At 40.9% G+C, this 26,590-nt stretch carries 24 protein-coding genes; 5 read left to right on the top strand and 19 right to left on the bottom strand.

Translation table 11 applies throughout. The features are described from left to right. Positions 1-130 precede the first annotated feature (130 nt). Entirely contained in the window at positions 131-2,068 is a 1,938-nt protein-coding gene (locus ACQFX9_RS25305; protein ID WP_427159322.1) for a protein kinase domain-containing protein, read from the top strand. 303 nt (positions 2,069-2,371) lie between these two features. On the opposite strand, the gene ACQFX9_RS25300 is transcribed toward ACQFX9_RS25305, so the two are convergent. The 5 genes from ACQFX9_RS25300 to ACQFX9_RS25280 form a co-directional block, all read right to left on the bottom strand. Continuing rightward, complete coding sequence (locus ACQFX9_RS25300) at positions 2,372-3,022, bottom strand: heterocyst differentiation related protein (protein WP_427159321.1); 651 nt, start codon at positions 3,020-3,022, stop codon at positions 2,372-2,374. Positions 3,023-3,265: 243 nt separating this feature from the next. Next, a complete protein-coding gene (gene trpA / locus ACQFX9_RS25295) occupies positions 3,266-4,066 on the bottom strand; it encodes a tryptophan synthase subunit alpha (protein WP_427163002.1) in 801 nt (266 codons plus the stop codon). Positions 4,067-4,158: 92 nt separating this feature from the next. Continuing rightward, positions 4,159-4,470 (bottom strand): DUF3007 family protein, encoded by a 312-nt coding sequence (locus tag ACQFX9_RS25290; protein ID WP_427159320.1) that lies wholly within the window; start codon positions 4,468-4,470, stop codon positions 4,159-4,161. Between the two features lie 138 nt (positions 4,471-4,608). Beyond that, the gene (ndhL, locus tag ACQFX9_RS25285; protein ID WP_103138251.1) at positions 4,609-4,821 is read right to left on the bottom strand and encodes an NAD(P)H-quinone oxidoreductase subunit L; all 213 of its coding nucleotides are present in this window, start codon (positions 4,819-4,821) and stop codon (positions 4,609-4,611) included. Between the two features lie 1,115 nt (positions 4,822-5,936). After that, complete coding sequence (locus ACQFX9_RS25280) at positions 5,937-6,872, bottom strand: Fic family protein (protein ID WP_427159319.1); 936 nt, start codon at positions 6,870-6,872, stop codon at positions 5,937-5,939. Positions 6,873-7,028: 156 nt separating this feature from the next. Here ACQFX9_RS25280 and ACQFX9_RS25275 point away from each other — a divergent pair, with 156 nt between their 5' ends. Next, positions 7,029-8,216, top strand: coding sequence for an MFS transporter (locus ACQFX9_RS25275; RefSeq protein ID WP_427163001.1), 1,188 nt, complete (start codon positions 7,029-7,031; stop codon positions 8,214-8,216). A gap of 684 nt (positions 8,217-8,900) precedes the next feature. On the opposite strand, the gene ACQFX9_RS25270 is transcribed toward ACQFX9_RS25275, so the two are convergent. From ACQFX9_RS25270 to ACQFX9_RS25260, 3 genes are all read right to left on the bottom strand, one after another. Further along, positions 8,901-9,404 carry a 2TM domain-containing protein gene (locus tag ACQFX9_RS25270; RefSeq protein ID WP_427159318.1) on the bottom strand — a complete coding sequence of 168 codons (504 nt, stop codon included), beginning with the start codon at positions 9,402-9,404 and terminating at the stop codon, positions 8,901-8,903. A gap of 48 nt (positions 9,405-9,452) precedes the next feature. After that, a complete protein-coding gene (locus tag ACQFX9_RS25265) occupies positions 9,453-9,662 on the bottom strand; it encodes a hypothetical protein (RefSeq protein ID WP_427159317.1) in 210 nt (69 codons plus the stop codon). 86 nt (positions 9,663-9,748) lie between these two features. Next, positions 9,749-10,546, bottom strand: a complete 798-nt coding sequence (locus ACQFX9_RS25260; protein ID WP_427159316.1) for a creatininase family protein — start codon at positions 10,544-10,546, stop codon at positions 9,749-9,751. 249 nt (positions 10,547-10,795) lie between these two features. On the opposite strand from ACQFX9_RS25260, the gene ACQFX9_RS25255 reads away from it, so the two are divergent. Continuing rightward, entirely contained in the window at positions 10,796-11,503 is a 708-nt protein-coding gene (locus tag ACQFX9_RS25255; protein WP_103138256.1) for an ROK family protein, read from the top strand. Between the two features lie 82 nt (positions 11,504-11,585). On the opposite strand, the gene ACQFX9_RS25250 is transcribed toward ACQFX9_RS25255, so the two are convergent. Continuing rightward, a complete protein-coding gene (locus tag ACQFX9_RS25250) occupies positions 11,586-12,908 on the bottom strand; it encodes a hypothetical protein (protein ID WP_427159315.1) in 1,323 nt (440 codons plus the stop codon). Between the two features lie 480 nt (positions 12,909-13,388). Between ACQFX9_RS25250 and ACQFX9_RS25245 the strand changes: the two genes are divergently transcribed. Then, positions 13,389-14,702: an acetyl ornithine aminotransferase family protein gene (locus ACQFX9_RS25245; RefSeq protein WP_427159314.1), complete on the top strand. Its 1,314-nt coding sequence runs from the start codon at positions 13,389-13,391 to the stop codon at positions 14,700-14,702. A gap of 102 nt (positions 14,703-14,804) precedes the next feature. Next, on the top strand, positions 14,805-15,704 hold the full coding sequence (locus ACQFX9_RS25240) for a DUF1338 domain-containing protein (protein ID WP_427159313.1): 900 nt from the start codon (positions 14,805-14,807) through the stop codon (positions 15,702-15,704). A 122-nt stretch (positions 15,705-15,826) separates the two neighbouring features. On the opposite strand, the gene ACQFX9_RS25235 is transcribed toward ACQFX9_RS25240, so the two are convergent. From ACQFX9_RS25235 to ACQFX9_RS25190, 10 genes are all read right to left on the bottom strand, one after another. Then, positions 15,827-16,240, bottom strand: coding sequence for a hypothetical protein (locus ACQFX9_RS25235; RefSeq protein WP_427159312.1), 414 nt, complete (start codon positions 16,238-16,240; stop codon positions 15,827-15,829). Positions 16,241-16,835: 595 nt separating this feature from the next. Next, positions 16,836-17,126 (bottom strand): hypothetical protein, encoded by a 291-nt coding sequence (locus ACQFX9_RS25230; RefSeq protein ID WP_427159311.1) that lies wholly within the window; start codon positions 17,124-17,126, stop codon positions 16,836-16,838. 180 nt (positions 17,127-17,306) lie between these two features. Continuing rightward, positions 17,307-17,618 (bottom strand): P-II family nitrogen regulator, encoded by a 312-nt coding sequence (locus ACQFX9_RS25225; protein WP_427159310.1) that lies wholly within the window; start codon positions 17,616-17,618, stop codon positions 17,307-17,309. A 173-nt stretch (positions 17,619-17,791) separates the two neighbouring features. Further along, positions 17,792-18,091, bottom strand: a complete 300-nt coding sequence (locus ACQFX9_RS25220) for an RNA recognition motif domain-containing protein (protein ID WP_427159309.1) — start codon at positions 18,089-18,091, stop codon at positions 17,792-17,794. A 265-nt stretch (positions 18,092-18,356) separates the two neighbouring features. Next, positions 18,357-18,923, bottom strand: a complete 567-nt coding sequence (locus ACQFX9_RS25215; RefSeq protein WP_427159308.1) for an antibiotic biosynthesis monooxygenase — start codon at positions 18,921-18,923, stop codon at positions 18,357-18,359. A 228-nt stretch (positions 18,924-19,151) separates the two neighbouring features. Next, entirely contained in the window at positions 19,152-20,849 is a 1,698-nt protein-coding gene (locus ACQFX9_RS25210) for an alpha/beta hydrolase (RefSeq protein WP_427159307.1), read from the bottom strand. 145 nt (positions 20,850-20,994) lie between these two features. After that, positions 20,995-21,642 carry an NADPH-dependent F420 reductase gene (locus ACQFX9_RS25205; RefSeq protein WP_427159306.1) on the bottom strand — a complete coding sequence of 216 codons (648 nt, stop codon included), beginning with the start codon at positions 21,640-21,642 and terminating at the stop codon, positions 20,995-20,997. A gap of 26 nt (positions 21,643-21,668) precedes the next feature. After that, positions 21,669-22,388 carry an AraC family transcriptional regulator gene (locus tag ACQFX9_RS25200; protein ID WP_427159305.1) on the bottom strand — a complete coding sequence of 240 codons (720 nt, stop codon included), beginning with the start codon at positions 22,386-22,388 and terminating at the stop codon, positions 21,669-21,671. Positions 22,389-22,850: 462 nt separating this feature from the next. After that, the gene (locus ACQFX9_RS25195) at positions 22,851-23,480 is read right to left on the bottom strand and encodes a response regulator (RefSeq protein WP_427159304.1); all 630 of its coding nucleotides are present in this window, start codon (positions 23,478-23,480) and stop codon (positions 22,851-22,853) included. Between the two features lie 114 nt (positions 23,481-23,594). Continuing rightward, a complete protein-coding gene (locus ACQFX9_RS25190; RefSeq protein WP_427159303.1) occupies positions 23,595-26,585 on the bottom strand; it encodes a GAF domain-containing protein in 2,991 nt (996 codons plus the stop codon). Positions 26,586-26,590: the final 5 nt, after the last annotated feature.

The raw sequence follows: 26,590 nt of genomic DNA, 5'->3' as shown, positions 1-26,590 counted from the left end.
TCTGTATTTATTAAAAGAATTGCGTATGGAGTTCAAATCTTTTATCAAGATAGCGGATTTCACTACCAAAAATTTGGAGATATTAATTACCATCGGGAAAATCTAGGTGATAACTGTGGGGAGGGATTTTATGATAGGCAAGCTACTAGACCATCGTTACCAAGTCGTTCGCGTCTTAGCTGTGGGAGGCTTTGGTCAAACCTACATAGCCCAAGATACCCGCAGGCCTGGAAATCCCATCTGCGTTGTGAAGCACCTCAAACCCACTAGTTCTGACCCGAAAATTTTTGAAACAGCCAAGCGTCTGTTTAACAGTGAAGCAGAAACATTGGAAAGGCTGGGTCATCATGACCAAATTCCTCGGTTATTGGCTTATTTTGATGAAAATCAAGAATTCTATTTAGTCCAAGAATATATTGAAGGTCATACCATTACAGAAGAACTCATCCCTGGTAAGCGTTGGAGTGAAAGCCAGGCGATGCAATTTTTGCAGGATGCTTTGAGTATTCTGGAGTTTGTTCACCAGCAAGGGGTGATTCACCGCGATATTAAACCAGATAATATTATTCGTCGTACCTCAGATCATAAGTTAGTTTTAGTAGACTTTGGTGCAGTTAAGCAATTACGCACATCAATGGTGACAGTTGGGGGACAACCGACTGCGACAGTCGCTATTGGTACTCCTGGTTATATGCCCACAGAACAGGGACAAGGTAAACCCCGACCGAATAGTGATATTTATTCTCTCGGTATTATCGCCATTCAAGCTTTAACAGGACTAGCAGCCGCCGAGTTACAAGAAGACCCCAACACAGGGGAAATTATCTGGCAGCATTTAGTCAAAGTCAACTCTCGTCTGGCCGAAGTGTTAACTAAGATGGTGCGTTATCACTTCAAAGACCGTTACCAAACCGCTACAGAAGCCTTGCAAGCTTGTAAAGATGCTGCTAACCCTTTGCCTGTGGCTGTGTCAGCTAAGGCGGAAAAATCTATTAATAGTTCTCACTACCAACCTACTACACTACCATCTCAGATAACTCGACAAAAAACTGTAGCGGTTGCGCCAGCTAACCCAATTAAACCTCAACCATCTCCCCCAAAGTCTCCCAAATCTGACCCTTGGCCATTATTAATTGGCTTGTTTTTAGCTGGTGGTGCGGCGGCTGTGGTGGCTAATGTCTATCCCAATGTGAAAAACTTTGCCTCTAATTTCTTAGGGAATGATGCGACAACTGCCAATAAATGTTTAGCGGTGGTGGCGGGTAATTCTAATATCCGTTCTGAACCGAGTTCGATTAATTCGGATAATGTCTTACAAACAATTGGCGAAAATAGCAAATTTGAGGTGACTGGTAGACGCACTAAGCGGGGTTGGGTGGAAATTAAATTTAATTCCCGACGTTTGGCTTGGGCGCACTCAGATGTGATTATCAATAAACAGGAATGGACTGCTTGTTTGCGTAATAAAGGTGTTGCCATTCAGACATTCACTGATAATCAATTTATTGCTAGCAAACCAGTACCTCAACCCAAGGCCAAATCTCCAGAGATAATTACCCCATCCCCATCACTCGAACCAATAATTTCCACCACTCCCACCCCTGCCAAATCTCAAGAAGATCCTGCCAAAATTATCGCCAAAGCTAGACAAAAGTATGATTCAGGTGATTTACTAGGTGCGATCGCTACCTTGAGATCCGTTCCTGATAGTGCCTCTGCTGGCATTAAAGAAACAACCGCCATGATTCAACAATGGCAACAAGATTGGGAAAAAGCGGACGCACTCTTTAAAGATATCAATCAAGCTTTAGATGATGGTCAGTGGGATAAGGTTTTAGACTACCAAAAGCACCCTGAAAAATTACCCAACATTAAATACTGGCGAGATAAATTAGAACCAGTATTTAAACAAGCCGCCGAAAACCTGGAGAAACAAGTTACTTCCCACACTAAGAATCAAGACAACAAAAATCACTCCCAGCCAGAAACCTCCGAGAGTGAACAATCGACAGATTCAGAAGATTCAGATATTATCAGTCCCGAAAGATTACCGCAGAATGGATATTGAACCAATTCGCAGTTCGCAATGGGCTAAACGCCCCGCTTCCGCTAACGCAATTCGCAATGGACTAACGTCCCGCTACGCTAACGGAATTAAGTGTTGTGACTGGGACTTAAGGTTCTAAATTTTAGTAAGTTAACGCGAGTTCTATGACCTCTCCCCAAACCCCTCTCTCTTGAAAAGTTCTGAGCGGAGGAAACCTCCGCTCAGACTTTTCGCTCCGACACGGAGAGGGGCTTAAATATGTCAAAAAGTAAAAGTAAAAAGAAATATCTTTTACCTTTTACCTTTTACCTTTTACCCTTTTCCTTACCTCATTTCGTCATATTCATGAGTTTCAATGCGTCTAGCATCTACACCACTGGGGGGTAGAAATTCTGCACGCCGCACAGGAACTAAAGGCTGTGTAGGGCCGTGGTAGGGGTGAATTACTTGGACGGTGCGAGTAGAATTTTGCTTTGAGGAGAATAAAGATAACACGCCAGCAACAACAATACCGCCACCAATGGTGATAGTTGCACCGCCAACTGCCCAGACTATGGGTGAAGACCACCAAGGTGTGTCTGCTTGGAATGCTGCTGTCGCCAGCTTTTGACTATTTTGCTGTGCTAATTGCAGTTGTTGATTGTTGTAGTTTTGGAATTGGAATTGGAGTTGTTGATTTTGCGCTCTCAATTGCTCGTTGTCGGTTTTGAGGCGTTCCAAATCCATTTTTAGCCGTTCTAATTCTATTCTTTGTTCGGCGTTAGGCGCAGTAGGGGGCTGGCTATTGGGATATTGTGTTTGCCCGTAGGGAGGATAATACGTTGGGGGCTGGATTTGGGGTGCTACCACAGTGGACGGGATTTGGGGGCTAACAGCGAAATTAGGCTGTAGGGAAGCACTTGTCCCCCTCAGTAATAAAAGAGCGGCCAGTCCAGCTACAGCGACACCGCCAATAAATGCCATACTCTCACTCATCGCCCTTTAACCTCAACTGCGATGTAAATATTTGCAATCTCTAACTGACTCACACACACACTCATAATCTGTTAAGCCTACTTAATTTCACATAATACCCAAATCATAGATGACTGTATCATTTGTTTTTTACAGCCCAGTATTGTGATGTTAATATTCAAGACCATAAATATGGAATTGTCCACTATAGCTGGGTAAAAAAAACTTCCTTGTCATACTTTTTAATCTAGTGTATCTTGCTCATCAAGATATGGTGATGGCTGTTTTAAGATTTTGACAAAATTCGGCGATCGCACTGAGTCCTTGTGCTGGTGTTCCTTCGGCTAATCGTTTCACAAAGGCACTGCCCACAATGGCTGCATCTGCCCCCCAGGCTTTTACCTGCGTTGCTTGTTCCGGTTGAGCGATGCCAAAGCCTACACCAATGGGTTTATCTGTGAATTGGCGAATTTTTTGTAATAAATCAGACACACGGCTTTCCATTTGCGATCGCATCCCCGTGACACCAGTGACACTCACTAAATAGATAAACCCTTGGGAAGCTTGAGAAATGGCGGCGATTCTTTCGGCGGAACTAGTAGGGGCAATTAACAGGGTTAAATCAATCCCTTTCTCACTAGCTGGTTTTAACAGTCCGTCCGCTTCTTCTAGGGGCAAATCAGGAACTACCAAACCGGACACCCCAGCCGCCGCGATTTGTTCTAAAAACTTGTCAATTCCCCGGTGCAGAATCGGGTTGTAATAAGTAAATAAAATAATTGGTGCTTGCAGACTGGGAGTAGTGCCTTGGAGCATTTCTAGCACAGCTTCCAAAGTCGTCCCCCGTTGTAAAGCACGGGTAGCAGCCGCTTGAATTACGGGGCCATCAGCCAGAGGATCAGAATAGGGAACACCTAATTCAATAAAATCAGCACCATGAGCATCCAGAACCTTTAAAGCTTCGGCTGTGGTGGCTAAATCGGGATCACCGGCAGTAATAAACGGAATCAGAGCGCACTCTTGATTCCGTTTGAGGGTTTGAAAGCGATCGGTAATAACGGTCATTAGTCGATAGTCATTAGTCATTGGTTATTAGTCATTGGTCATTAGTCGATAGTTTTCAGTTATGCACTATAGACTTTTGACTATTGACCACTTTACAGCTGAGACTGATCTTCTTGTTCAATCTCCGCCTGAATTCTTGCTAATTCTTCAGGAGAAAGTTCATCCAGACGCTGTTGGAGAAAAGCTGTTTCGTACTGTTCCCGTTGTTGATGGTAGGTCATTTTATTACCCACAGCACGCAAGATGTAGGTAGCTAACCAACCCATCAACCCTATGACTAGCAAAGCTTGACTCCATATACCTGCTTTTTGGCCATCTAACCCAAATAGTTGTAATCCTAGATACGCCAAGCCGCCAGCAATGAATATACCTAAGCCAATTCCAATCGCATCAATACGTCGCATGAGATTTATGACCTACCAATAGTCTTGTTAACAAGTTGGGGACTAGGGATTGGGGATTGGGGATTGGGGACTGGGTTAAATTTCTCCCCTGCTCCCTGCCCCCCTGCTCCCTGCCCTCCTGCCTCCTCCCTGCCTTACTTAAGCCTCAATCTTGCGTGGCTTGGGGCGCAGATTCACAAACGGGGATAAAACCAATAGTCCTGGGAAGAATAAAAAGACCATGAAATACATCAAAGTGCGCTCAATGGAGCTAGCCACATACCAGCGTAGATTTAAGTAGATCATTAAAGCTACGGGGACAACTAACAAGTAAGCTCCGGCCAAAACCAGATACAGCAAGGGTACAATCATAAACTCTTTGTTTGGTGGATCTGTATTTACATCATAGGCTGAACGTTGGGGCTAAATAAACTCTGACCATAGGCCTTTTAAATGACTCCCGCAAAAATTCCTGATTATTGCTGATCAAAATTTTTAGATAATGCTACAATAGCGAAGCTAGTAAAACATTAAAGGTCTTGTGCAACAAGATTAAAGATGCTAACCTAGTCTGGTTGCAAGGTAGCCCAAGCAACTCACAGCTACAAAGCGTGTTTTGCAATAAAAAGAAAAAATTTTCTATTTTGTTGGACAAAAGACGCAATTAATGCTGAAATAGATAAGTGGTTATTTGCTTCCTCAGAAAAATAACCGACTCCCAAACAAACGGGGGGGTGTGGCGGAATGGCAGACGCTACGGACTTAAACTGAATTGAGCCTTAAAGAAGAAATTCTTTAAGTGTCAGCTCTCAAACTCAGGGAAACCTAAATCTGTTGACAGACAAGGCAATCCTGAGCCAAGCCGAGAACTCTAAGTTATTCGGAAGGTGCAGAGACTCGACGGGAGCTACCCTAACGTCAAGCCGAGGGTAAAGGGAGAGTCCAATTCTCAAAGCCAACAGGCAGTAGCGAAAGCTGCGGGAGAATGAAAATCCGTTGACCTTAAACGGTCGTGAGGGTTCAAGTCCCTCCACCCCCATTAAAAATTAAAAACTACTATATAAAACCTTGTGACTTTACCCCTAAATTTGCAGTGATAGCAAGCTTATGCTTTCCGTAAAGGGTAGAAACTTTATTGTCACTAAACCGAAGCCCAGAATTTACTATATTTTGGGCTATTTCTATCATATATTTTTTAGTATTCAACACTTATTTCTGTATATTACTCATTATCCATTAAGTAGAACAGGGTAAATAATTAAAGGTTTTTAGTGAGAACTTTAGTTCTCTCCATGAGATGCTACGCAAACACAAAAGGACTAAAGTCCTTACTACGAACTGAATTCTATTATTTTTAGATTGCTTAAGATAGTTTGGTTTTTTCTAGTCGTTCTGACTTGAAAAAGGGGTGTAGGAGTTTAAGGGTATAGGGGTGTAAGGGAAAGACTTTTTCATGTGTTCTGGTGTACGCAGTTCATGACGGCTACTTACTTCAAATAATTATTAATAAAATCTGTAATTTCCTGATAAAAAATCTGCCCTTTCTCTCGATGGCTACTAGCAGTTACTAATAACCTTAAAGTTTCCACCAATGAAGTGATAGCAGCATCACACACCACATCAAAGAGCTGACTTAAATCATCTTGGTTTTGTTGTCCATAAGCTAAAGTGTTAATATAATCATTGCGAATTTGATTGTTAATTACCACAATGGGATAACCTGCACGGATTAACAATAAATTCATTAATAATCTAGCCGTTCTCCCATTTCCATCCCGAAAAGGATGGATGGAAACAAAACGATAATGTGCTATTGTTGCATATTCTACAGGATGGAGTTGTAAAGCAGCATCTGAATTGAGCCAGATGACAAAATCTGCCATTAATTGAGACAGTAAATAATGGGGAGGATAAATATAATTTGTTCCTGCTGCCATTACATCTAACTTCCGATAACAACCTGCTTCATCAGGGTTAATTTTCCTCAGAATTAGATTGTGAATTTGTTTAATTTCCCATTCATTAATTTCTGTGTTCTTTCGGGATAAACTCTCAATATAATCTATCGCTTCCTTATGTCCAATCACCTCTAAATGTTCATCAAGAGTTTTACCGCCAATTGTAATTCCCTTTGTTAACACTAACTCAGTTTCACTTTGAGTTAAAGTATTTCCTTCAATGGCATTCGAGTTATAAGTAAAGCGGACATCATAGAGATTTTTCAGTTCAGCGATCATTGTTTGATCGAATGGTCTAAAGTCATCTAACCAAGCTTTTAGCTTGTCTATTTGCTCTAATTTCAGTTGATAATTCATACTCACATAGTTACTGATTAAGGCAGTTAATGAAAAGTCTTTTTTTTGACTTAAAGCAATTACCTGCTCAATAAACTGCTCGTAAAGTTTAGAGGGAGATACTAGCATAGGGTAATGGGTAATACTGTTATTGTATTTTCTGTCTCTATTTTCCACTCCCTGAAACGGTGAATCAATCCAATTGTCAAGACTTCCTCCTGTACCCCTGCCTCTTTTGTGGAATCGTATGCTTGAATATGAAAGCTATTTATGGTTTTTTGGAGTATGCCACAGAAAGCAGCCGCTTTGAGGTTTGTAATTTTATTAGGCTTTGTGAGCCTGTGCGCTGATGCTACCTATGAGGGAGCGCGTAGTATTACCGGAGCTTATTTAGAAGTTTTGGGAGCTAGCGGTACTGTGGTGGGCTTAGTAGCTGGTTTTGGGGAGTTGATTGGCTATGGCTTGCGGCTCGTGATTGGTTATTTGAGTGACCAAACGGGTAAGTATTGGGGAATCACGACTTTGGGTTACTTTGTGAATACCGCCGTTGTACCACTGTTAGCTTTCGCTGGTAGGTGGGAAGTAGCCGCAGGGTTGATGATGGCTGAACGCACTGGTAAAGCAATTCGGACTCCGCCACGGGATGCGTTACTTTCCCACGGTGTGAGTCAAATTGGTAGGGGCTTTGGCTTTGGTTTACATGAAGCAATGGATCAAACTGGTGCTGTCATGGGGCCTTTGGCGGTAGCTGCAATGGTTTATTTTCAGGGAGAATACCGCAACGGTTTTACAGTGTTGGTTGTACCTGCGGTTTTGGGATTAATTGTGTTAGGGATTTTACAATTTATCTATCCCAATCCTAGCGATTTTGAGGAAGAAACTGAAGAAACTAGCCAAGAAGAAAAATTACCGCAAATTTTTTGGATTTATTTGGGTGCTGTAGCGATTATTGCGGCTGGTTATGCAGATTTTCCATTGATTGCTTTTCACTTTCAAAAACAAGGGATTGCGACTGGGCAAACTATACCTTTGTTTTATGCTTTTGCAATGGGAATCGATGCAGTAGCGGCGTTAATATTTGGCTATCTGTTTGACCGCATTGGAATTTTTGTGTTGATGATTGCGGCTGTTTTATCCTCTTTATTCGCACCTTTAGTCTTTTTAGGTAATACCCAATTAGCCCTTTTAGGGATAGCGTTTTGGGGTATTGGCATGGGCGCACAGGAATCAGTTTTAAAAGCTGCGATCGCTGGCATGGTTCCCAAGCACAAACGCGCCACCGCCTACGGTATTTTCAGCACTGGTTATGGTCTAGCGTGGTTTTTAGGTAGTACATTAATGGGTGTGTTATATGACCATACAATTACTACGCTGATTATCTTTGCTTCTGCAACACAACTATTAGCAATAGTCTTTTTTGTCTGGGTGAAACTGCAAGCTGAAAACACCAATAAAGTTTTGACAACTAATTAAAAACATGATTTGGAGGTATAGGTAAATACCAAAAATCTAGTTATTGTGTTGTGGGCTGATAACCCACAACATAAGAGAGTTTTAAGAAAATATTTTATCCTGAACACAGCAATATACACACTACTATATAACTAGTATTTTTTTATAAAAAATACTAGTTATATAGTAAAGTAAATGGTGTCAATGAATGTCAATTAACTTAGTTTTAAAGATGATGTTAAAAATGTTAAAGAGTAAGATAATTTTTCTCATAAAGCTTATATCTATTTTTTTGATTACTAGTGCAATTATTTTAGAAATATGGAATATTTACACACCTTTAATTAACGAGACAACATCACATAGTCTAAATATAGTTTTTTGGATTGGAAGATTTGCGCTCTTCAGCCATTTTTTAGAAGCAATAATAGCAACTTTCTATGCGAATTCACGGAATAGAATACCCTTGAAATATGGTATTTACACTTTTTTTGTCGGCACAATTGGACTTTTAGAACTCTTTAGAAAAGAAGATATCAAAGTAGAAAGTTGAACATTGCTAGGACTTATACCAATTCGCAATGGACTTTTCTCGGAGACGCTAACGAGTAGCTATGCCGCAGGCTTTACGCCATTAATAAAGTCACCATCTTGGTTTCAAACTTTGCATCTGTTGCTTAATTTTGGAGAATAAACTCTCAAATCTTAACTAGTTAAAACTTTGAACCACTTATTAACAAAAGTATTGATGGTTTGTTTAATTTGATGTTTGCGATTCCATCTTTGAAAAGCCATTTCATACTCTTCACCTTTAGCTAGAAAGGTATTCCAAACATCAAGTCCCAAAGCTAAACCACAAAATAGCAATAGGTAAAGTGACCAAGATATAGCACCACCTCCTATAAAATCAACTAAGAGAAAAAAGGCATTAACAATAGTGTAGTTACCTAAACGTTTCTTAAATCTTGTGAGGCGGTAGGTATTAAATGCTTGTCTTTGTTGAAGTTCGCGATTTTGCGATCGCCAGTCTTTCTCTGCTAGGTTTAAAGTATCGGGAGAAATTTCTAACTCCTGGGCAATTTCTAAGATTTGCTCATAGCTGAACTCTTTATCTTGGTCGTCAGCTTGTCGGGCGATCGCAAGCTGTAAAATACGTTGTACATCGTCTTGGCTATAAGAACGGTAGTTTTGAGAATCAAAGTCCGTCACGTCGCTTTGCTCCAAATTCAAAATTCAAAATTCAAAATACCCTATGGGTTAACATAGCGTCTTACGGAGCAGGCTTGCGCCTACAAAATTCTTGTATACATTCCCCATAAATTCATTTATGGGCTTTGAGGTTGACATTATCTCTACACTAGCAAATACAGCAGTTTTCGTCCCCATAGAATTTAAAGTGCTGAGTGCTGAGTTGTGAGTGCTGTTAGCGGTAGCGCGGCGTTTAGCCGGTGCTGAGTCATTACTCATTACTCATTACTCATTACTCATTACTCATTACTCATTACTTCTCCCTTGTCTCCCGTACACCCCTGCTCCCTGCCCCCTTGCCTCTTCTACGTGGGTTGACGAAAGGCGTAAATTTCTTTAATCACTGCTACCCAACCATCGGAGACAGAGTCTAAAATGCGATCGCCTTTTTCTTTAGTAGCTGTGGTAGCATCACCAATTACACCACTTTTACTAATATCTTTTGTCACCCAAGCCACGGGTAACTTACCTTCCCAACTCAATAAACTATCTTCTGGTTGTTCTGGGGGATATTCTGCTACAACTTTGTCTAATCTGACTTGATCTGGCAAAATTGCCAACATAATACTAGTTTCCGCATCCCCAGCGTGCATTCCTTGAGTCGCTTCTTTCGGGGTTAATAATTCTTTAGTAATATGCGGTACACGCCAAGTAAAAAGCGGGAATACGGAAAAGTCAGCATACTTAACGTGTAAATCTCGCGCCGCCATTTGCATGACTTGGGGTTGTCCCCCGTGGGAATTCATCAATACCAACTTCCTAAACCCAGCACGGTAGATACTTTCAGCTACTTCGATTATTGTGGCTGTGAGTGTTTCTGTGCTGAGGGTAATCGTGCCGGGAAAGTGCCAGTGTTCATTAGATTTACCGTAATAAAGAGTGGGTAAAGCATAGGCAGGAATATCAGCATCTAACTTAGCCAAAGCCTTACCTAAAACGCCCACACTAATAGCAGCATCAACAAGGAGTGGTAAATGCGGCCCATGCTGTTCAATTGCCCCCACAGGTTGAATGATAACCACATTTTCCTTATTAGGCATAGCCTGAATTTCAGTCCAGGTGAGGTAGGGAAAAAACCGTTCTGGGGGAATAAAACTGTGCATCTTTAAAAATTCAAAATTCAAAATTCAAAATTCAAAATTCAAAATGAAAGAACGCGCCTTTCGCTTACTATATGTTCCCTCATTTTGATCTTAATGGGGCATTGGACATCCGGCGTATCAATTCAAAATTCAAAATTCAAGAGTTTTTCTGCCTCTGCTCCCCAGTCCCCAGTCCCCATTCCCCATTCCCTAAACACCTAATTCAGCGCATAATAACCAAATCTTAAATATTGACCTGGAGGCTCAACAATGGTCGAAGATAATGGCTCAATTCGTACTTTATCTGTTGATATTGGCGGTAGTGGTGTAAAAGCGATGGTGTTGGATATTGCGGGAAATCCTGTAACGGAAAGGGCGCGTGTGGAGACACCGCAGCCTGCTACACCAGAGGTAGTAATTAATGCCATTATGGTCTTAGCCGCCGCCCAAGGTGAATTTCATCGGGTTTCGGTGGGTTTTCCTGGTGTGGTGCGTTGTGGTGTCACAGAAACAGCAGTTAACTTGCATTCTCACTGGATTGGTTTTGACTTGGAAACAGCATTGTTACAAAAATTAAATAAGCCTGTGCGAGTGATTAATGATGCAGATATGCAAGGATTTGGGGCAATTAAAGGTAAGGGTGTAGAGTTAGTGATTACTTTAGGTACGGGTTTTGGTTCGGCTTTGTTTGTCGATGGGAAATTAGTCCCAAACATGGAAATGGGACATCATCCATTTCGTAAGGGAGAAACCTACGAAGAACAACTAGGAAGGACAGCGTTAGAAAAGGTGGGACAAAAGAAATGGAATCGTCGTTTAGAAAAGGCGATCGCATCTTTGCAAAAGCTATTTAATTATGATTATCTCTATATTGGCGGCGGCGAAGCAGTAAAAGTAAATTTCCAATTACCTCTAAATGTCCGACTTATTCCTAATATCAGTGGTTTATTAGGTGGTATCGCTTTGTGGAGAGATTAGTACAAGGTAAAAGGAAAAAGTAAAAAGGTAAAAGATGATTTTTTTGCCTTTTGCCTTTTGCCTTTTGCCTTTTTAATTCCTATTACTTCTTGACTAAAAAGTAGGCATTAGCATACTCTGGCAATCTACCTATATATTGCCGGAATGACTTTTGATTGGGAAAAATGCCTGCTAGGTAATCTAGTTGATACAGGTTGGGTAAAAATGCACCGCCTGTATCTGCAATTACTCCCATTTGTAGCTGTTTTCTGCCGCCTTGGGTGTGTTCAATTACAACCACTCTACCTAAACCAATATTTAACACATCGCCTGCAAAGGTTACTCCTGGTTTAATCGAAATCTTGGCATCTATTGTGTGTCCATAACCTTTGATGGCATCAACTTGTCTGAAGTACCAATAACGCTTTTGTGCTGTTGCTTTTAACCCTCGGATATAAGACATTCCGTTATTTCTATCTACATTGAAAAATCCTTGAGAACCATCGAGAAAGTTAATCAGGATTGTCCCTTGCATTAAGGCTTCTTCCAATCCATTACGGGTTAAATAAGCGAGTGGTGCTACCTTCCCATATTCTTTGCCACCGGGTTCATAAATGCCTGATAAAACATCTTGCTTGGTGTATCTGGTATAGAATTTATCTGTAGCTGCGTTGTCTTTTAAACTGTAAATTGGTGTGTTGTAAGTTGCGGTTTTTTTTCTTGTTCCTGGGTGGGTAAATACAGCATATTTTGTAATACGTAATTGCTTTTGATTTTGGTTATCTGGTTTATAAGCATCCCAACGAATGACGCGAAAATATCTGTTAATAAAGTTGGGGTTTTGTAAACGTGTAATCCTGTTTTTAGCAATATCTTCCTGCAAAACTACAATCATGAAGTCTAGAGTTTTGAGAATGTCTTCTGTAGTAACTTTTTGTGTACTCAATAACCCAGGTCTTAAGATATCTGGATCTGCTGAACCATGTTCTTGAAAATACTGCCTTGTGTTAACTAGGACACTTAATAAATCGGACTGATTAAAGTTAACTTTTGTGGTGGGTAATTGCGCTGCTGATAAAATTTGATTACCATTGACGCTGTATTTATACTTGCGCCATTCATCAATAATTGGATAACTAACGGATGTGGTAGCTAAATTTTGGTTATCTTGGGAAAGGTGGTCTGGATTTTTTGGTAAGTTATGATGAATCGCTGTAGATTGTAGGGAATTTTGCGAAAAGCTTACCGGAGTTAGGAGATTAGCTGATTGTTGGTTTGATGTAAGGTTAGAGTCAAAATCCTGGGATTGTTGGGCTATTTGTTGATTTTTGCTGTGATTATATAGATGATTGCTGGTAAAACCTAGCAACATCAACGCTGCAATACCTACTGTTAGTTTAAGCTTTTGGCTGAATATCATATTCATAATCTCGGAACTCGATTTGATGACTGGAATTATTTGCGTAAGTAGGAAACAGTGAACAGGAAAGAGGAAAAAAATAAGGTGAAACTGTACTGATTTTTTTTCATAAATCAAATATGAGTTCTATAGTCATGCAAATTTGATTCCTAAAATTACTGGCATAGCTAGGGAACAGGGAAAATAAAAGATATACAGAACTTGGGCAAAAATTAACTAAGCGTCACGTCCTCACAGCACATTTAACAGGGCATCAAACTCTTCCAAGGTTGGGGAAAAACTCAGCCTAACAGTGCATTATAACCTGCACACTGAATTACTAAACTAGGGTGTAAGTATGGAGAGAGAAGACTTTTTTATAATTAATAGGACATATTATTGCTAATGTGTCAATGCGTAAGTTATACACGAATAGAATCAAATGTTACTGTTCGTGCTGGCACATTGCAGTTTAATTACCCCTATTTAGAATAAATTACAACAAATATGATAAGTATTCCCATTGAGCGACCTTTACCGCGTGTACCGCATTTGGTGACATCTTTACCAGGAGAGAAAGCTTTAGCTATTGTAGAGCGCGATCGCACTGTTACATCCCCTTCTTATACCCGTGATTATCCTTTAGTGGTGTCTCGTGGGCAAGGCTGTATGTTAGAAGACGTAGATGGGAATGTGTTTCTGGATATGACCGCAGGTATTGCTGTCACCGCGACAGGCCACGCCCACCCAGAAGTTGTGAAGGAAATTCAGACACAGGCGGCGCGCTTGTTGCATATGTCGGGGACAGATTTTTACTATGAACCGATGGTGGAACTTGCTGAACATTTAGCCATTCGCGCCCCTTTTCCCCACAGCGCAAAAGTATTTTTCAGCAATTCCGGTGCAGAATCGAACGAAGGCGCGATGAAACTAGCTCGATATTATACCAAGCGATCGCTCATCGTGGCCTTTTTAGGTGCATTCCACGGACGCACCTACGGCGCAATGTCTCTGACTGGTTCTAAAACAGTACAACGCGCCAATTTCGGCCCCTTAGTTCCAGGAATAACCCATATTCCCTACGGAACTCACGCCAGTTTAGACCACCTAGAACAACAATTATTTAACACCATCCTCCCGCCCCACGAAGTTGCAGCCATTATCGTAGAACCCATTCAAGGCGAAGGTGGTTATATTGTCCCTGAAGATGGATTTTTAGCCAGAATTCGGGATATCTGCAATCGCCACGGTATGTTAATGGTAGTGGATGAAGTGCAATCAGGTATGGGACGCACCGGTCGCTTATTTGCCATTGAGCATTGGGGTGTATCGCCTGATATTATTACCACAGCTAAAGGTCTAGCCAGTGGTTTACCATTAGGTGCAGTTATCGCCAGAAGTCAATTTATGACCTGGCCGCCTGGTTCTCACGCCACCACCTTTGGCGGAAACCCCGTAGCTTGCGCGGCGGCTATAGCCACATTAAGACTATTAGATAGTGGCTTAATGGCTAACGCCACCGCAATGGGAGAACTGCTACAAGCCGGACTCACCAAATTACACGAAAGATTTCCCAGAATGTCATCACCCAGGGGTAAAGGTTTGATGGTAGCGGTAGATTTATTAGATGCCCAGGGTAATTATGATAGTAGATTGCGCGATCGCATCATTCAAGCCGCCTTTTTAAAAGGTCTACTATTATTAGGTTGTGGTAAAGCCGCCATTCGTTTCTGTCCACCTCTAGTTATTGAAAGCGACCAAATTCAAACAGCACTTGATATTTTGAGTGAGATTTTGAATTTTGAGGGTGTGGGGGTGTAAGAGTGCAGGGGTGCAGGGTGCAAGGGAGAAGTAATGAGTAATAAGTAATGAGTAATGACTGTTGACTATTGACTATTGACTATTGACTATTGACTAAAAACTATGAAACCTGAAATTGTTCGTCATTTATGGGAATTGCTTTGGCAAGAATATAAAGCCAGGGTGAATTATGCTCAAATCTATGAACAAATGATTACTGGGGCTGGGGGAAATATTGCTAATGACCATATCGCTTTTCGGTCTTTGCAAATGGTGGTTGATAGTCCTCAAGGTCGGGTTAATTTAGGTATCAACTATTTAGGACAAATCGTTGAATCATTGGGCTATCTACCAGTCGGTGAATATATTTTCCCCCAAACTCACCTCTATGCCCGTCACTATCGTCATCCGCAACAAGTAGAATTTGATTTACCCAAGCTATTTATCAGCGAGTTAATTGTAGATGAATTACCTGATAATACGGCTCAACTCATTTATCAAACAGTTTCTCAAATTCAGCAGCAATTAATCTTTCCTAGTCAAGCAGAAACAGACGATGAGAGTATTATTCAGAAACTACGTACAGCTTTCTCTCGTCCTTGGCAAATTCCTCTGCGTTCTACAGTGGAAACTGTCAATCAAGTGACTCAATATGGTGCTTGGGTGCTGTTACATGGCTACGCTGTTAATCATTTTACTGGCTATATTAACCGCCAGAATACATCATCATACCCAGATATAGATACTACTGCTAGAGGTTTAGCTAATTTGGGTGTACCAATGAAAAACGAAATAGAAGGTGATGTAAATTGTGGCTTGCGTCAAACAGCCACCGCCGCAGTGAAGGAAATGGTGACAGTAATTGATGATATCAGTGGAGAGAAAATACAGATTCCTTGGACTTACGCTTATTATGAAATTGCCCAACGTTATTTAGTAGAAGTTACACCAGGTAAACAAGAATTGTTTGATGCCTTTTTGGGCGCAAATGCCAAGCAATTATTTGAAATGACGAGATTGTGATTTCAGCAGGTAGCTATTTAAGTTGTGAAAAAAATCAGTACAGTTTTGATTTTCTGTTCCCCTTTAGGAGTTCTCTGTTCTCATGGGTAAGTCCAGAAATAAAATCTGATTGCTAGAGATTCTTAATGTAAGTTTTCTGTGCTTATATCTTTACTGATATCTGTTGAACTATTTGTGTCAACATTTTGTGCTTCTTTGGTAAAATACTTTAAAGTTGAAGCTAAAGCTAGTTGAGAAGCTACTTGATAAGCTACCTCTTTAGGTATCTCCTGTTGCTGGTTTAACAACTCAACAAAGCTTTCAAAATCACGCATTACACAATATCTCTGTAAAGCAGATTTTTTTTCTATTAAATTAAATTTTTCGTCAATCTTTGCTTTTGCTTCATTTTCTGCCTCAGCAATTGAGTTGACAAACCCGCCACTATGACATAAGTCCCCAAAAATCTTATAGTAATAAGCCTTTCTGCTTAATGATTCCTCTTCAATATGAATTGAATGAAACTTGTAATCGATTTTGTGTTTTTTAGATTCCATAAATATATGAAGTCACATAATTAGCTTAAAAATCAATACAGTTCAGTTAAGGTTCAAAACAAAACGGGTGTAGGTTGGGTTGAGGAACGAAACCCAACATCATCAAGACTTTGTTGGGTTTCGCTATCGCTCAACCCAACCTACTATTCACTTAACTGAACCGTATTGGCTTAAAAATAACCTTAAACTTGTAAAATTTTCATGTTCTTCTCTCGTCAACTAAGAGACTATTTATCAAGTAAACCGAAAATTTGTAGTGGAGTGACACAGCTAAAATAGTGCATTAATAGAAGTTCTATCCGCGTGGCTCTGCGTTTAATTCCATCAAAATTGATTGCATCATTTTAGTCGTGTCATGCCACTAAGTAGAACTGTGTAAATAATTAAAAGTTTGTAGTAAGGACTTTAGTCCTTATGAGAGGACTAAAGTCCTTACTACGAACTAAATGCAATTTTTTACATTACATTACTTTACATAGATTGGTTTTTTCAATTCGTTCTACTTACTGAAATATTTACTTCATAAATAGGCTCTTAATCCCTACTGGTTAGTGTTAATTTTAAGCCATCCAGTAAATCTGAGAAAAAAACAGACTCATTGACTAGTAATCATAATGCTGCCTTGGAGACTGCTGACACAAGAATTAATGTGAGAACGGATAGCTCGTTCATAAACAGCAGTTTGTTGTGTGCGTATGCCTACAGGCTGATATATCAAGTTAATTTCAGGAAATTCGCACCAGTACATTAAGAAAATGTCTTTAGCAGGAGTAGTAATTTCATAATTATTTTCTTGCCTTTTCTTCCTCAATTTACAATTATTTAGCTGTAATTTTTGTCTAAATAATTTCTCAAACTCGGAAATTGTATTTGCAGTAGTTTCCATTATTGATACACCTAGCAATCTGCTATTAGAGTCTACATGATTTTGGTGATATCCCTGAGTATGAAAATGAAGCCATCTAAGCTGAAAGCTAATCATACCAAGGGTTTCAATTACATGGCAATTTATAAAATTTGCTCCCGACAACATATCTATACAAATTGCCATATAAAGAAAAGTTAATCAATAGAAGGCTTCTATACTATGTCGGAAGGCGATTAAGGCGTGTTTACCTTGCTCCTCTTTTAATTTACAAATGATTTCATCAGATACCGCTAATGAAACAATTGTTTTAATTTCAATATTAGTGTTGTAGCCTGCTATATCGGCCAAGCGTCTTCCGTGACCGCCTTCACCCTGTACTTGACTAATGGTGTAGCCGCTTACATCGTAGCTTTTTAGCAGCTTAACAATCCGGTCTTTTAGTACCGTTTCACCAATGATAGTGATTAAAATAGCAGGTTCTACAGGAGTGTGAGTACCTGAGTCTGACATGGAGAACTCCAGATATTAGTTTTTGGCGGAGAAAGCTTGAATTTTCTCTTTCACTGCACAGTTGAGATGCGGTATTAAAAAGGCTCAAGCATTTCTGCCTGAGCCGGTGCTAAATGCAATTAATGTGCTTGTTAGATTAGTGGATTAAGCTTCTAGAGCTAAATTTATAGAACTTAGTAGCGATTACGTCCACCATAGCTTCCCCGACCGCCACCAAATGAACCTCTATCTTCTTTGGGTTTAGCCTTATTAACTTTCAGGTCACGTCCCATCCACTCTGCACCATCAAGTGCTTCAATTGCAGCTGTTTCTTCTGCATCTGTACCCATTTCCACAAAACCAAAACCACGTAAACGGCCTGTTTCGCGGTCAGTAGGTAACTGAACCCGTTTCACAGAGCCATACTCTGCGAAAACCGCATTTAAAGTCTCTTCTGTAACTTCATAAGAAAGATTGCCTACATAAACTGACATAAATTGTCTCCGAAATCATAAATGTTAGGAGATTTAAGTTTCGGAGAAAAGTCTGTATATACCAAAAGGAAAAAGCCCGTCAATACTAAAAACAAACGCGGTCGCCGAATTAATTCTCACCTACTAGTATGGCATAGCAAAAAATTATCAAGGGATAATTACAAAAACCGTTATATAAAGTAATGTAAACAATCTATAGCTAAGTATAATAATTTTTTTAGTGTGGTGCGTATACATACACGTTGAAATAGTTCTATTCATTATATTACTGTGACGGGTACAGCCATCCTTTAAATAGACGCGTTACTTGGGGCATAATCACCCAGGTCATTAACGGCATCGTGATACTAATATTGATGAGAGTAGCTAGCCACAAAGGTAGACCACCAATAATTGGTCTGAGTACGCCAGGCATAAAATAACTCACTGGATATATCCCAACTGCACTAACAATCGCTGTTTTCCATTTAGGTGGCGGTACTGCATTGGGGATTTCTGGTAAAGTAAACCAAGCTTCTAGACTATTGACACGGGTAACTCTAGCTTCATTCACAGTCAGCGCATCTGCACGCGCAATCCAACCTTGACAAATTGGTGAAGTTTCCCATTCTTGCAAATGTTCAGGAGTGTCAAAGCGTAAGATGAGTTGCCATTCACCTCTTTTACTACTAGGGTAAAGTACATCACTACCCAAATATCCAGGGAAGGTACTAGCAGCTAATATCACGCCTTTAGTAGCTTCTTCAAAAGCAGTTTCCGATCCTGGTTTGACTCGACGTGCGATCGCAATAACTCCAGGTGCTAAGTTGATTGGTGGTTGATTGTGATTCATTGAACCTCAAAATATTGTTTGATTACCATTAGTGCTGAGTGCTGAGTGATGAGTGCTGAGTGATGAGTGATGAGTAATGAGTGATGAGTAATGAGTGATGAGTAATGAGTAATGAGTAATGAGTGAATTAGGAAATAAATTCTACCTTGTCTACCTTGTCCCCAATCCCCAATCCCCAGTCCCCAGTCCCCAGTCCCCAATCCCCAATCCCCAATCCTCAGTCCCTCTCTAATTCTGATTACTGAGATTAGGATAATTTTGGTAGAGTTTATCTAAAAGTTGGGTGATTGCTTCGTTACTATTAGAATTCACTAAACTCAAATTTAAGGGTGCTTGACTAATAGATTGAGCATAGGAAGCAGTGAGATAAGGTCTATATTCTGATTGGTTGCGAAGCTGAGTTTGAAAGAATGCAACTCCTAAAGCATTCATATAGGAATACACACTTTTTCTATCAGGCCCTAATAATCCTTGGGGGACAGGAATCACACTTGTACTGGTGGGTAAATCGGACTGTACAGAAAAGTGAGTGGCATTTTCAATTAAAACTAAATATTTATCTTGACTGGATAATTTTGTAAAAGGTCGAATTTGTTCGGGAACTGCGGGGGTGAAAATGTCTTGACTAGCAGCCACCATCATCACCGGAATTTGTATTGTATTGACACCTTTATCTCCAAATAGGACGCTATTTACAGGATTCATCACCATCACGGCTTTGACTCGTTCATCTTTGATGGGATAGTTATCAGGTGGTAGATCACTGGCACGACATTGTAAAAAGGTGGAAATATTTAAAGAGCGATTAGGATTACATTCTTGATTAATTTTTTCAAAATCAAAAGTACCGCCAGCTAAGGCTAATGCCGTATAACCGCCAAGGGAATGTCCAACTATTCCTACTTGTTGGAGATTTAATTGATTTTTAAACCTGGAATCAGTTGCATTTAAATTTTGCAGTTCATCTAATAAATATTTAACATCTAAAGGACGATCAACTAGTTCTATAGGTTGGGGAGGGCTAGCAATTCCTGAGAGGAATTGTTGAAATTGTTGGGAATTACCCACAGGATGATCAAGAACTGCTACTGCAAAGCCATAGGATGCTAAATGTTGAGCTAGATAGACAAAAGTATTGCGGTCTTCTGCTAATCCATGAGAAATCACAATGACTGGGTAAGGTGCAGAATCTTTGACTGTTGTTGATTTGGGTTGTGGTAGGTAAACATCAACATCATATTTACGCTCTAAGACAGTTTTTGATTTACCATCACGAGCGCGATCGTGTAGAGTAAAGGTAAATTTATTGCTTTGAAAATCACCTAGTTGGCGAATATCTGGTTTTTGGGTAAAGTCTATTGTTGCTGAATTCGCAGTTTCTTGATTTGATAATTGTTGAATTTGCGAAACTACTATATCCCTTTTTTGTAGTAGCTCTGATAACTGCCCCATAATTTGTGTTGTTTCTGAAAGATTCAGACGAATACTGGGACTAGAATATTTTTTGATAATATTAATTAATGTCAGTCCTTCAGGACTAGCCGCAGACAAGATTAAAGCAGAACGCAGGGCATAAAAACCATTATTACGATTTCGTGTCTGTAAGATTTCTCCAAAGCGGAGTAGCATTTTCTCGCCGATTGGTGAGTAGGTAAATTGGGACATGACAGTGGGGGTAATTTGAAATTTTGTCCCTAAAAACCCTCTGAGTTGAGATAGTTGCTCAGGTTTAGTACGATTAGCATAAAAAGCAAAATTTGGAGTGATTTTACCTTCATTGACAAAAAGCTCTAAATCTTTGACGGAGACATCAAAATCACCAAAAGGTGGATAATTAAATTCAATTTTCTCTGCGGCTAAAATAGGTGTAGCAATAGAAATACTGGAGATTGTACCCAAACAGCAGATAATAGCTTTTTTCCACATAAGGAATTTACAGACTAGGATGTGTGAAATTATGAACTGGAGTGTTACAAATCTTTGATAAATTGATGAAGCTAAATTACTGCGATCGCTCTCAATATTGCATCCATGACAATTACAGCAGTTAATTCGGTGTTTCTTTCTCTGGTTAACGTTGCAAGGCTTTCAGTCCTAGATTTGGAAACAACCTACTGGCTACAGCAAACTGTACCCAAGCTGTAGCTAAGGTTTCCAGGGAACGGGCTACTACTAAATTACCTGCATCTATGGCTTCATAACCGCATTCCTCAATTAAACCAGCAACGACCTTTTTGGCTGCTGTATCATCACCACAATAAAAAATACTAGGGCGATCGCCACCAAAGTTTCTAGAGTCAGCCGCAATCACTTCTGCAAAGGTGATGTTAAAGGCTTCCACAACTTTTGCTGTTGGTGCTGATTGCTGAATAATCTCCGCGACGGATGTTTTTAAGTCAGTAGCTATACCTATGGTTTTACCTGTAAAGTCTGGTTGTAAGCCACTCACACAAGTTATGACAATTTTACCGTCTAGAGAATCTGCAAAACGCAGAGCTTCTTCCAAAAACGGCATCCATACAGCCAGCATGACTACATCACTTTGGGAAAATGCTTCTGTCGGTGTTCCTACTTTGGCATTTTCACCAGCCGACACAGCTAATTGATGTAACTTATGATCATCTCTGGAGTAGGAGAAAATGACCTCATGTCCGACTTGCGCCCAAATTTTACCCAATCCCCCACCCATATTTCCTGCGCCAATAATGCCAATCTTCATGGTCTTTTCCTCTATTTTGGGAGTAGTTAGCCAATTGTGGTCATACAGCTATGTTCGGCAAAATATCTAGGTGTCACTCCGGTATATTTTTTGAAATGTTTGGTGAAATGACTTTGATCTGCACAGCCAACCATGAGTGCAATTTCTGCGATCGCATATTTTCTTTGTCGCAGTAGTTGTTTAGCCTTTTCCATCCGTTGCTGTAACACATATTGATAAGGTGTCACACCCATTGATTGCTTAAATAAGCGACAAAAATAATACTGACTCATCCCACAAATTTGTGATAACTCAGCTAACTGAATCGGCTGTGTCAAATGGCTGTGGATGTAGTTGAGTACCTGCTTGAGTCTATGGTTGGATAATCCTCCGATAGAATGCGGTGTTGGTAGTGGGAACTCATGGTGCTGTGGCAGAGGATAAACTATTAATACCTGTGAGAGTGATTCTGCATCAGGGTTTTCATTTAGTTTTGTCTGTAACAAACAAGCGATCGCTTCTATCTGAGGATGACAATTTACCTGATTCATTAACTCCATATCGTTTTCCTGTAATCCACCGATTTCTGCTGCTGTTTGAGATAACAAAACTGGATCAATCACCAGCATTAACGATTCATTTGTAATTTCCCATACCCAAATCCCTGGTACTTTTGCTGGATAAATCCAGAATTCTTGTTTGTTTTGTAAGTTTTGAGAGATTTGCTCACTACCATTCCCAAAAACAAAACGACGAAAGTCTAGCAACAAATCCTCCTATGAATGTGTCTAAATTAAAGCTTTATGCAACAGAGGCAAACATTAAAACTCATGATGATACCTGACGTTTTAATTGCGTGAAGCCTGCGGCATAGCTGCGCTTAGAGCAAAGCGGGAAGTTAGTCCACTGCGTTAGCGTAGCAGAGTGAGAGCATCGTTGCGTTAGCAAAGCGGGACGTTAGTCCATTGCATAGCTTGCTTCCCGCGATAGCGGGTATTGCGAATTGCGTTAGCGTAGCGGGACGTTAGTCCATTGCGTTAGCGTAGCGGGGCGTTAGCCCATTGCGAATTGGTATTGTATTGGTATGAATCTTGTATTGAGTCAATGGGTTTACTCTATAGGATCAGCCCCAGTTTGTCCCTATGCCAAAGTTTAAGTGTTGAGCATAGGAAACAGTCAAGATTGAATTATACCCAGGATGGGGAAAATACCTTAACTTTCGGCTAGGTTTAAAGACTGACAATACCGCGTTTGAGGGCTGTAATCACAGCTTGGATGCGATCGCTCACTCCCAGTTTACTCAAGATATTATTGACATGATACTTGACAGTACCCTCTGATATCTGCAATGCGCTAGCAATTTCTTGGTTAGTCTTACCAGTAGCCATCAAGCGGATAACTTCTAATTCTCGCCCACTTAGTTGTAACACACCCACCCTTTCCGCTAGTTTTGCACCCACGGAAGGAGGAATATACTTTTGTCCGGCATTCACCATACGAATAGCTGCAAGTAATTCATCTGGTTCAGCATCTTTCAATAAATAACCCTTAGCCCCAGCCTTGAGTCCACGATAGATGTCTTCATCACCGTCATAGGTAGTCAGCACCATAATCTGGGCATTTTCAAATTCATTACAAATAGCGGTAATAGCCGCAACCCCATCCATTTCCGGCATCCGTAAATCCATCAAGGTGACATCAGGTTGATGTTGTCGAAATACAGCGACAGCTTCACGCCCATTACACGCCTGTCCTACCACCGCCATATCTGATTCCCGATCAATCATGGCAGCTAAACCTTGGCGAACCACAGGATGATCATCAACAATCAAGATACGGATCTGGTTTGGCAAAAGCATAGGAGTGCTGAGTGGTGAGTGCTGAGTAATGAGTAATAAGTAATAAGTAATGAGTGAGTTAGGAAATAAATTCTACCTTGTCCCCGTCCCCAATCCCCAGTCCCCAATCCCCGATCACTCCCGATTAATAGATATGGTAATTTCAGTCCCTTGACTGGGGAGACTTTGAATTGTCAGCTGTGCTGTCATGCGATCGCAACGTTCTTTGATCCCCATCAAGCCAAAACCTTTGGTTGTAGGCAAACTATCTGTTTCAAATCCTTTGCCATTATCTTTCACACGCAAGATAAATTGCTTGGGTTCATACACTAATTCAATCTTGATTTCACTGGCAATTGCATATTTAATGGCGTTTGTCAATGCTTCTTGTCCAATGCGTAGCAGATTATTCTCTATATCCACTGCTAAGGGATAAATTTCACCAACAACCTGACAAATAATCTGTTTTTCCACAGATACAGACATTTGCTCTGCTAAACGCTTAAAAGCTTTGCACAAATTGTTCGTTTCTAGTATTTGGGGACGCAAAGCATTTACTGAACGCCTGGCTTCTGCTAGTCCTTCACGGGCTAGATCCCTGGCTTGGGTGATGTGTGTTTGCACCTCCGTCAATTGATGCGGAACTATTCTAGAAGCTGCCCCTAACTGTATAATCACACCAGTAAAAGCTTGCGCTAGGGTATCGTGAATTTCGCGCGCCATCCGGTTACGTTCTTCTAGAATTGCAGTTTGGCGGCTCTTTTCGGCTAAATGCGTCAAGTGAATTGCTAATGTCGCTTGTTGTGCTAACGCCATAATCAATTCAATATTTGGGGGTAAGCTAGTTCTGGGTTCGCGGAAGCATAAACCGATAAATCCCAAGGGACGAGAACCCAAAATTAAGGGGACACGCACAATAGAACGATGTCCTTGCTCCCGATGCCACTTGACTCCTGAATGAATGGCGTGACTGCATTCATCTAAATTAAAGAATATAGCTTCACCTCTAAACAGTGCTTCTTTCCAAAAGGAAATCATATTGCCTTTGACTGGCACTCGAAACGGTTCTAGGTCGGGTGTAGTCTTAATGGAAAGTACCTGGCCTTCTCTGACATACCGTTTCATGATTTGGGTATTGGATGTTTCGTTGTAGAGAAACAAGGCAGCCGCATAGGATTTAGCTTGGGCGGAGGCTTCTAGAAGGATATGTTCCCAGAATGTTTCTAAGTCTGGTTTATCTGCTAGGCGATTCACGCAACCACGCAAGGATTCATTGGCTCTCACCAGTTCAGCAATTTGCTGGTTAGCAGCTTTTTCCTGTTCTTTGAGGATGGCGGCTTGTTTGGCGGTTTCGGCTAATTGGGTTAGTTGAATAGCTAATGTTGCTTGATGTACTAAAGCTTGGGCTAGTTCAAATTCTTCTGGGTTCAAGGTGGCTTTCTTGGTAAATGCTAACCCCAAAAAACCTAAAGCGATGTCACTACCCAGCATTAGGGGAATACACATGGCTGTCTGATGTCCCATTTGACGATGCCATTTTAAAGCTTCAGGCCAATGTTCGGAATGGGCATTTTCCCAAATGGCAAATTCTAACGGTTGTTTGGTGGTGATCTGGATTTCCCAAGCTTTGGTAATGTCTGCGGGAATTGATTCTAGGAAGGGTGCGATATTTTTTAGTTGCGCCTTCGGCATTACCTGGCCGTTCTCCGAACCCAAATGTAACTGTAGAGTATGGGAGGCAGCATCATAGAGAAATAAATGCGATCGCTGTGCGCCTAGTTGATGTTGAATTTCTAAGATGACATGACCCAGAAATGTATCTAATTCGGCATCGGTGGCGAGGCGATCGAGGCTATTTTTGAGGGCTGTATTGGCTTTAGATAGTTCCGCTACTCGTTTTTCGGCAGCTTTAGCACGTTCTGCAATCAGGTGTTCTACTAGTTGTTGACGTTGTAAAGCTGCACCAATACCTTCAGCCGCAGTAGTCAAGACATCAATTTCTTGTTGACTCCAATGACGCGGATAAACACAATCATCAAAAGCTACACAGCCAATGTAGTTTCCAGCCATAAATAATGGCACTGCTCCAGATGATTTAATTCCCAGAAGTGCAAACTTTGGTTTAATTTCATCAGGAAAGTCATCAATAATGCACCACATCGAACGTCCCGCATACAGTTCTTTGAGAAGACACTCAGCATGATCATTATCAATGACTGCCATTGTGGGATGATTGATTTGGGGGATGATGCCTTCAGCTACCCATTCATAGGCGATGTGGTGCTGTAGTTTATGTGTAATTGGGTCTTGACGTTCCAAAATCAGTTGCACGCGGCTCATACTTCCTACTTCCCCAATTGCTTGTAAAGCTGTAGGAATTGCAACATCAATGTCTTCGTTTTCTAAAAGTTTTTTCGTAACTTGGGCAACTACAGATAGTAAGCGATCGCGCTGTTGTAATTCTTGATGGGCTTTTGCTAGTTCGGCGGTGCGTTGTTTTTCTGCTTGCTGGATACGTTGACGCTGAATTGCACTGCCAAAACAAGCAGCTCCAGTTTTGAGTAAGGCTAGTTCAGATGCACCTCGATGCTTGACTTCCCGACAATCATCAAAACCCAATGCACCCCAAAACTGACCTTCAACAAAAATCGGTACAGCGTGCAGCACCTTAACACCTATTGCGGCTTGTCCGGTGCGAAATGGTTCGGGCATTTCCTCTAGGGGATAGATGAGGTTTTTACCTTGGCTTAAAAGTTCATACCACTGTGCAATTCCCCCATCCTCATAAGTTCCTTCGGCTGCATTAGTATGGGAAATCTGAGAGACTGTATGGGGTGAATTCCATTCGTATAAAATTTTCCAGCAGCGTTGGGGTAGGGTAGGATGAATGAAATTTTCAATAACGGCTACGCGATCGGTATCTAAACCTTCCCCAATGAGTTTAAGTGCAGTTTTCACCGCTTCATTGAGATCATTTATCGTCAATAAAGCGTTAGCTGCTGCGGCTGTGGCTTCTAAAACGCGCTCACCTGAAGTGGGACGCAGCCCATCGCGGTTTTCTTGCAGACCGTTGCCCGTTTCCAGTTGTGCAACTAGTTCTTGTTCGGTACGCACCAAGGCTTGCATTGATT

The organism is Aliinostoc sp. HNIBRCY26, assembly GCF_050235535.1.
In the GTDB taxonomy this organism is placed as follows: Bacteria; Cyanobacteriota; Cyanobacteriia; order Cyanobacteriales; family Nostocaceae; genus Trichormus.
Note: the sequence above shows the minus strand (reverse complement) of the source record. Positions and strands in the feature narration are given on the sequence as shown.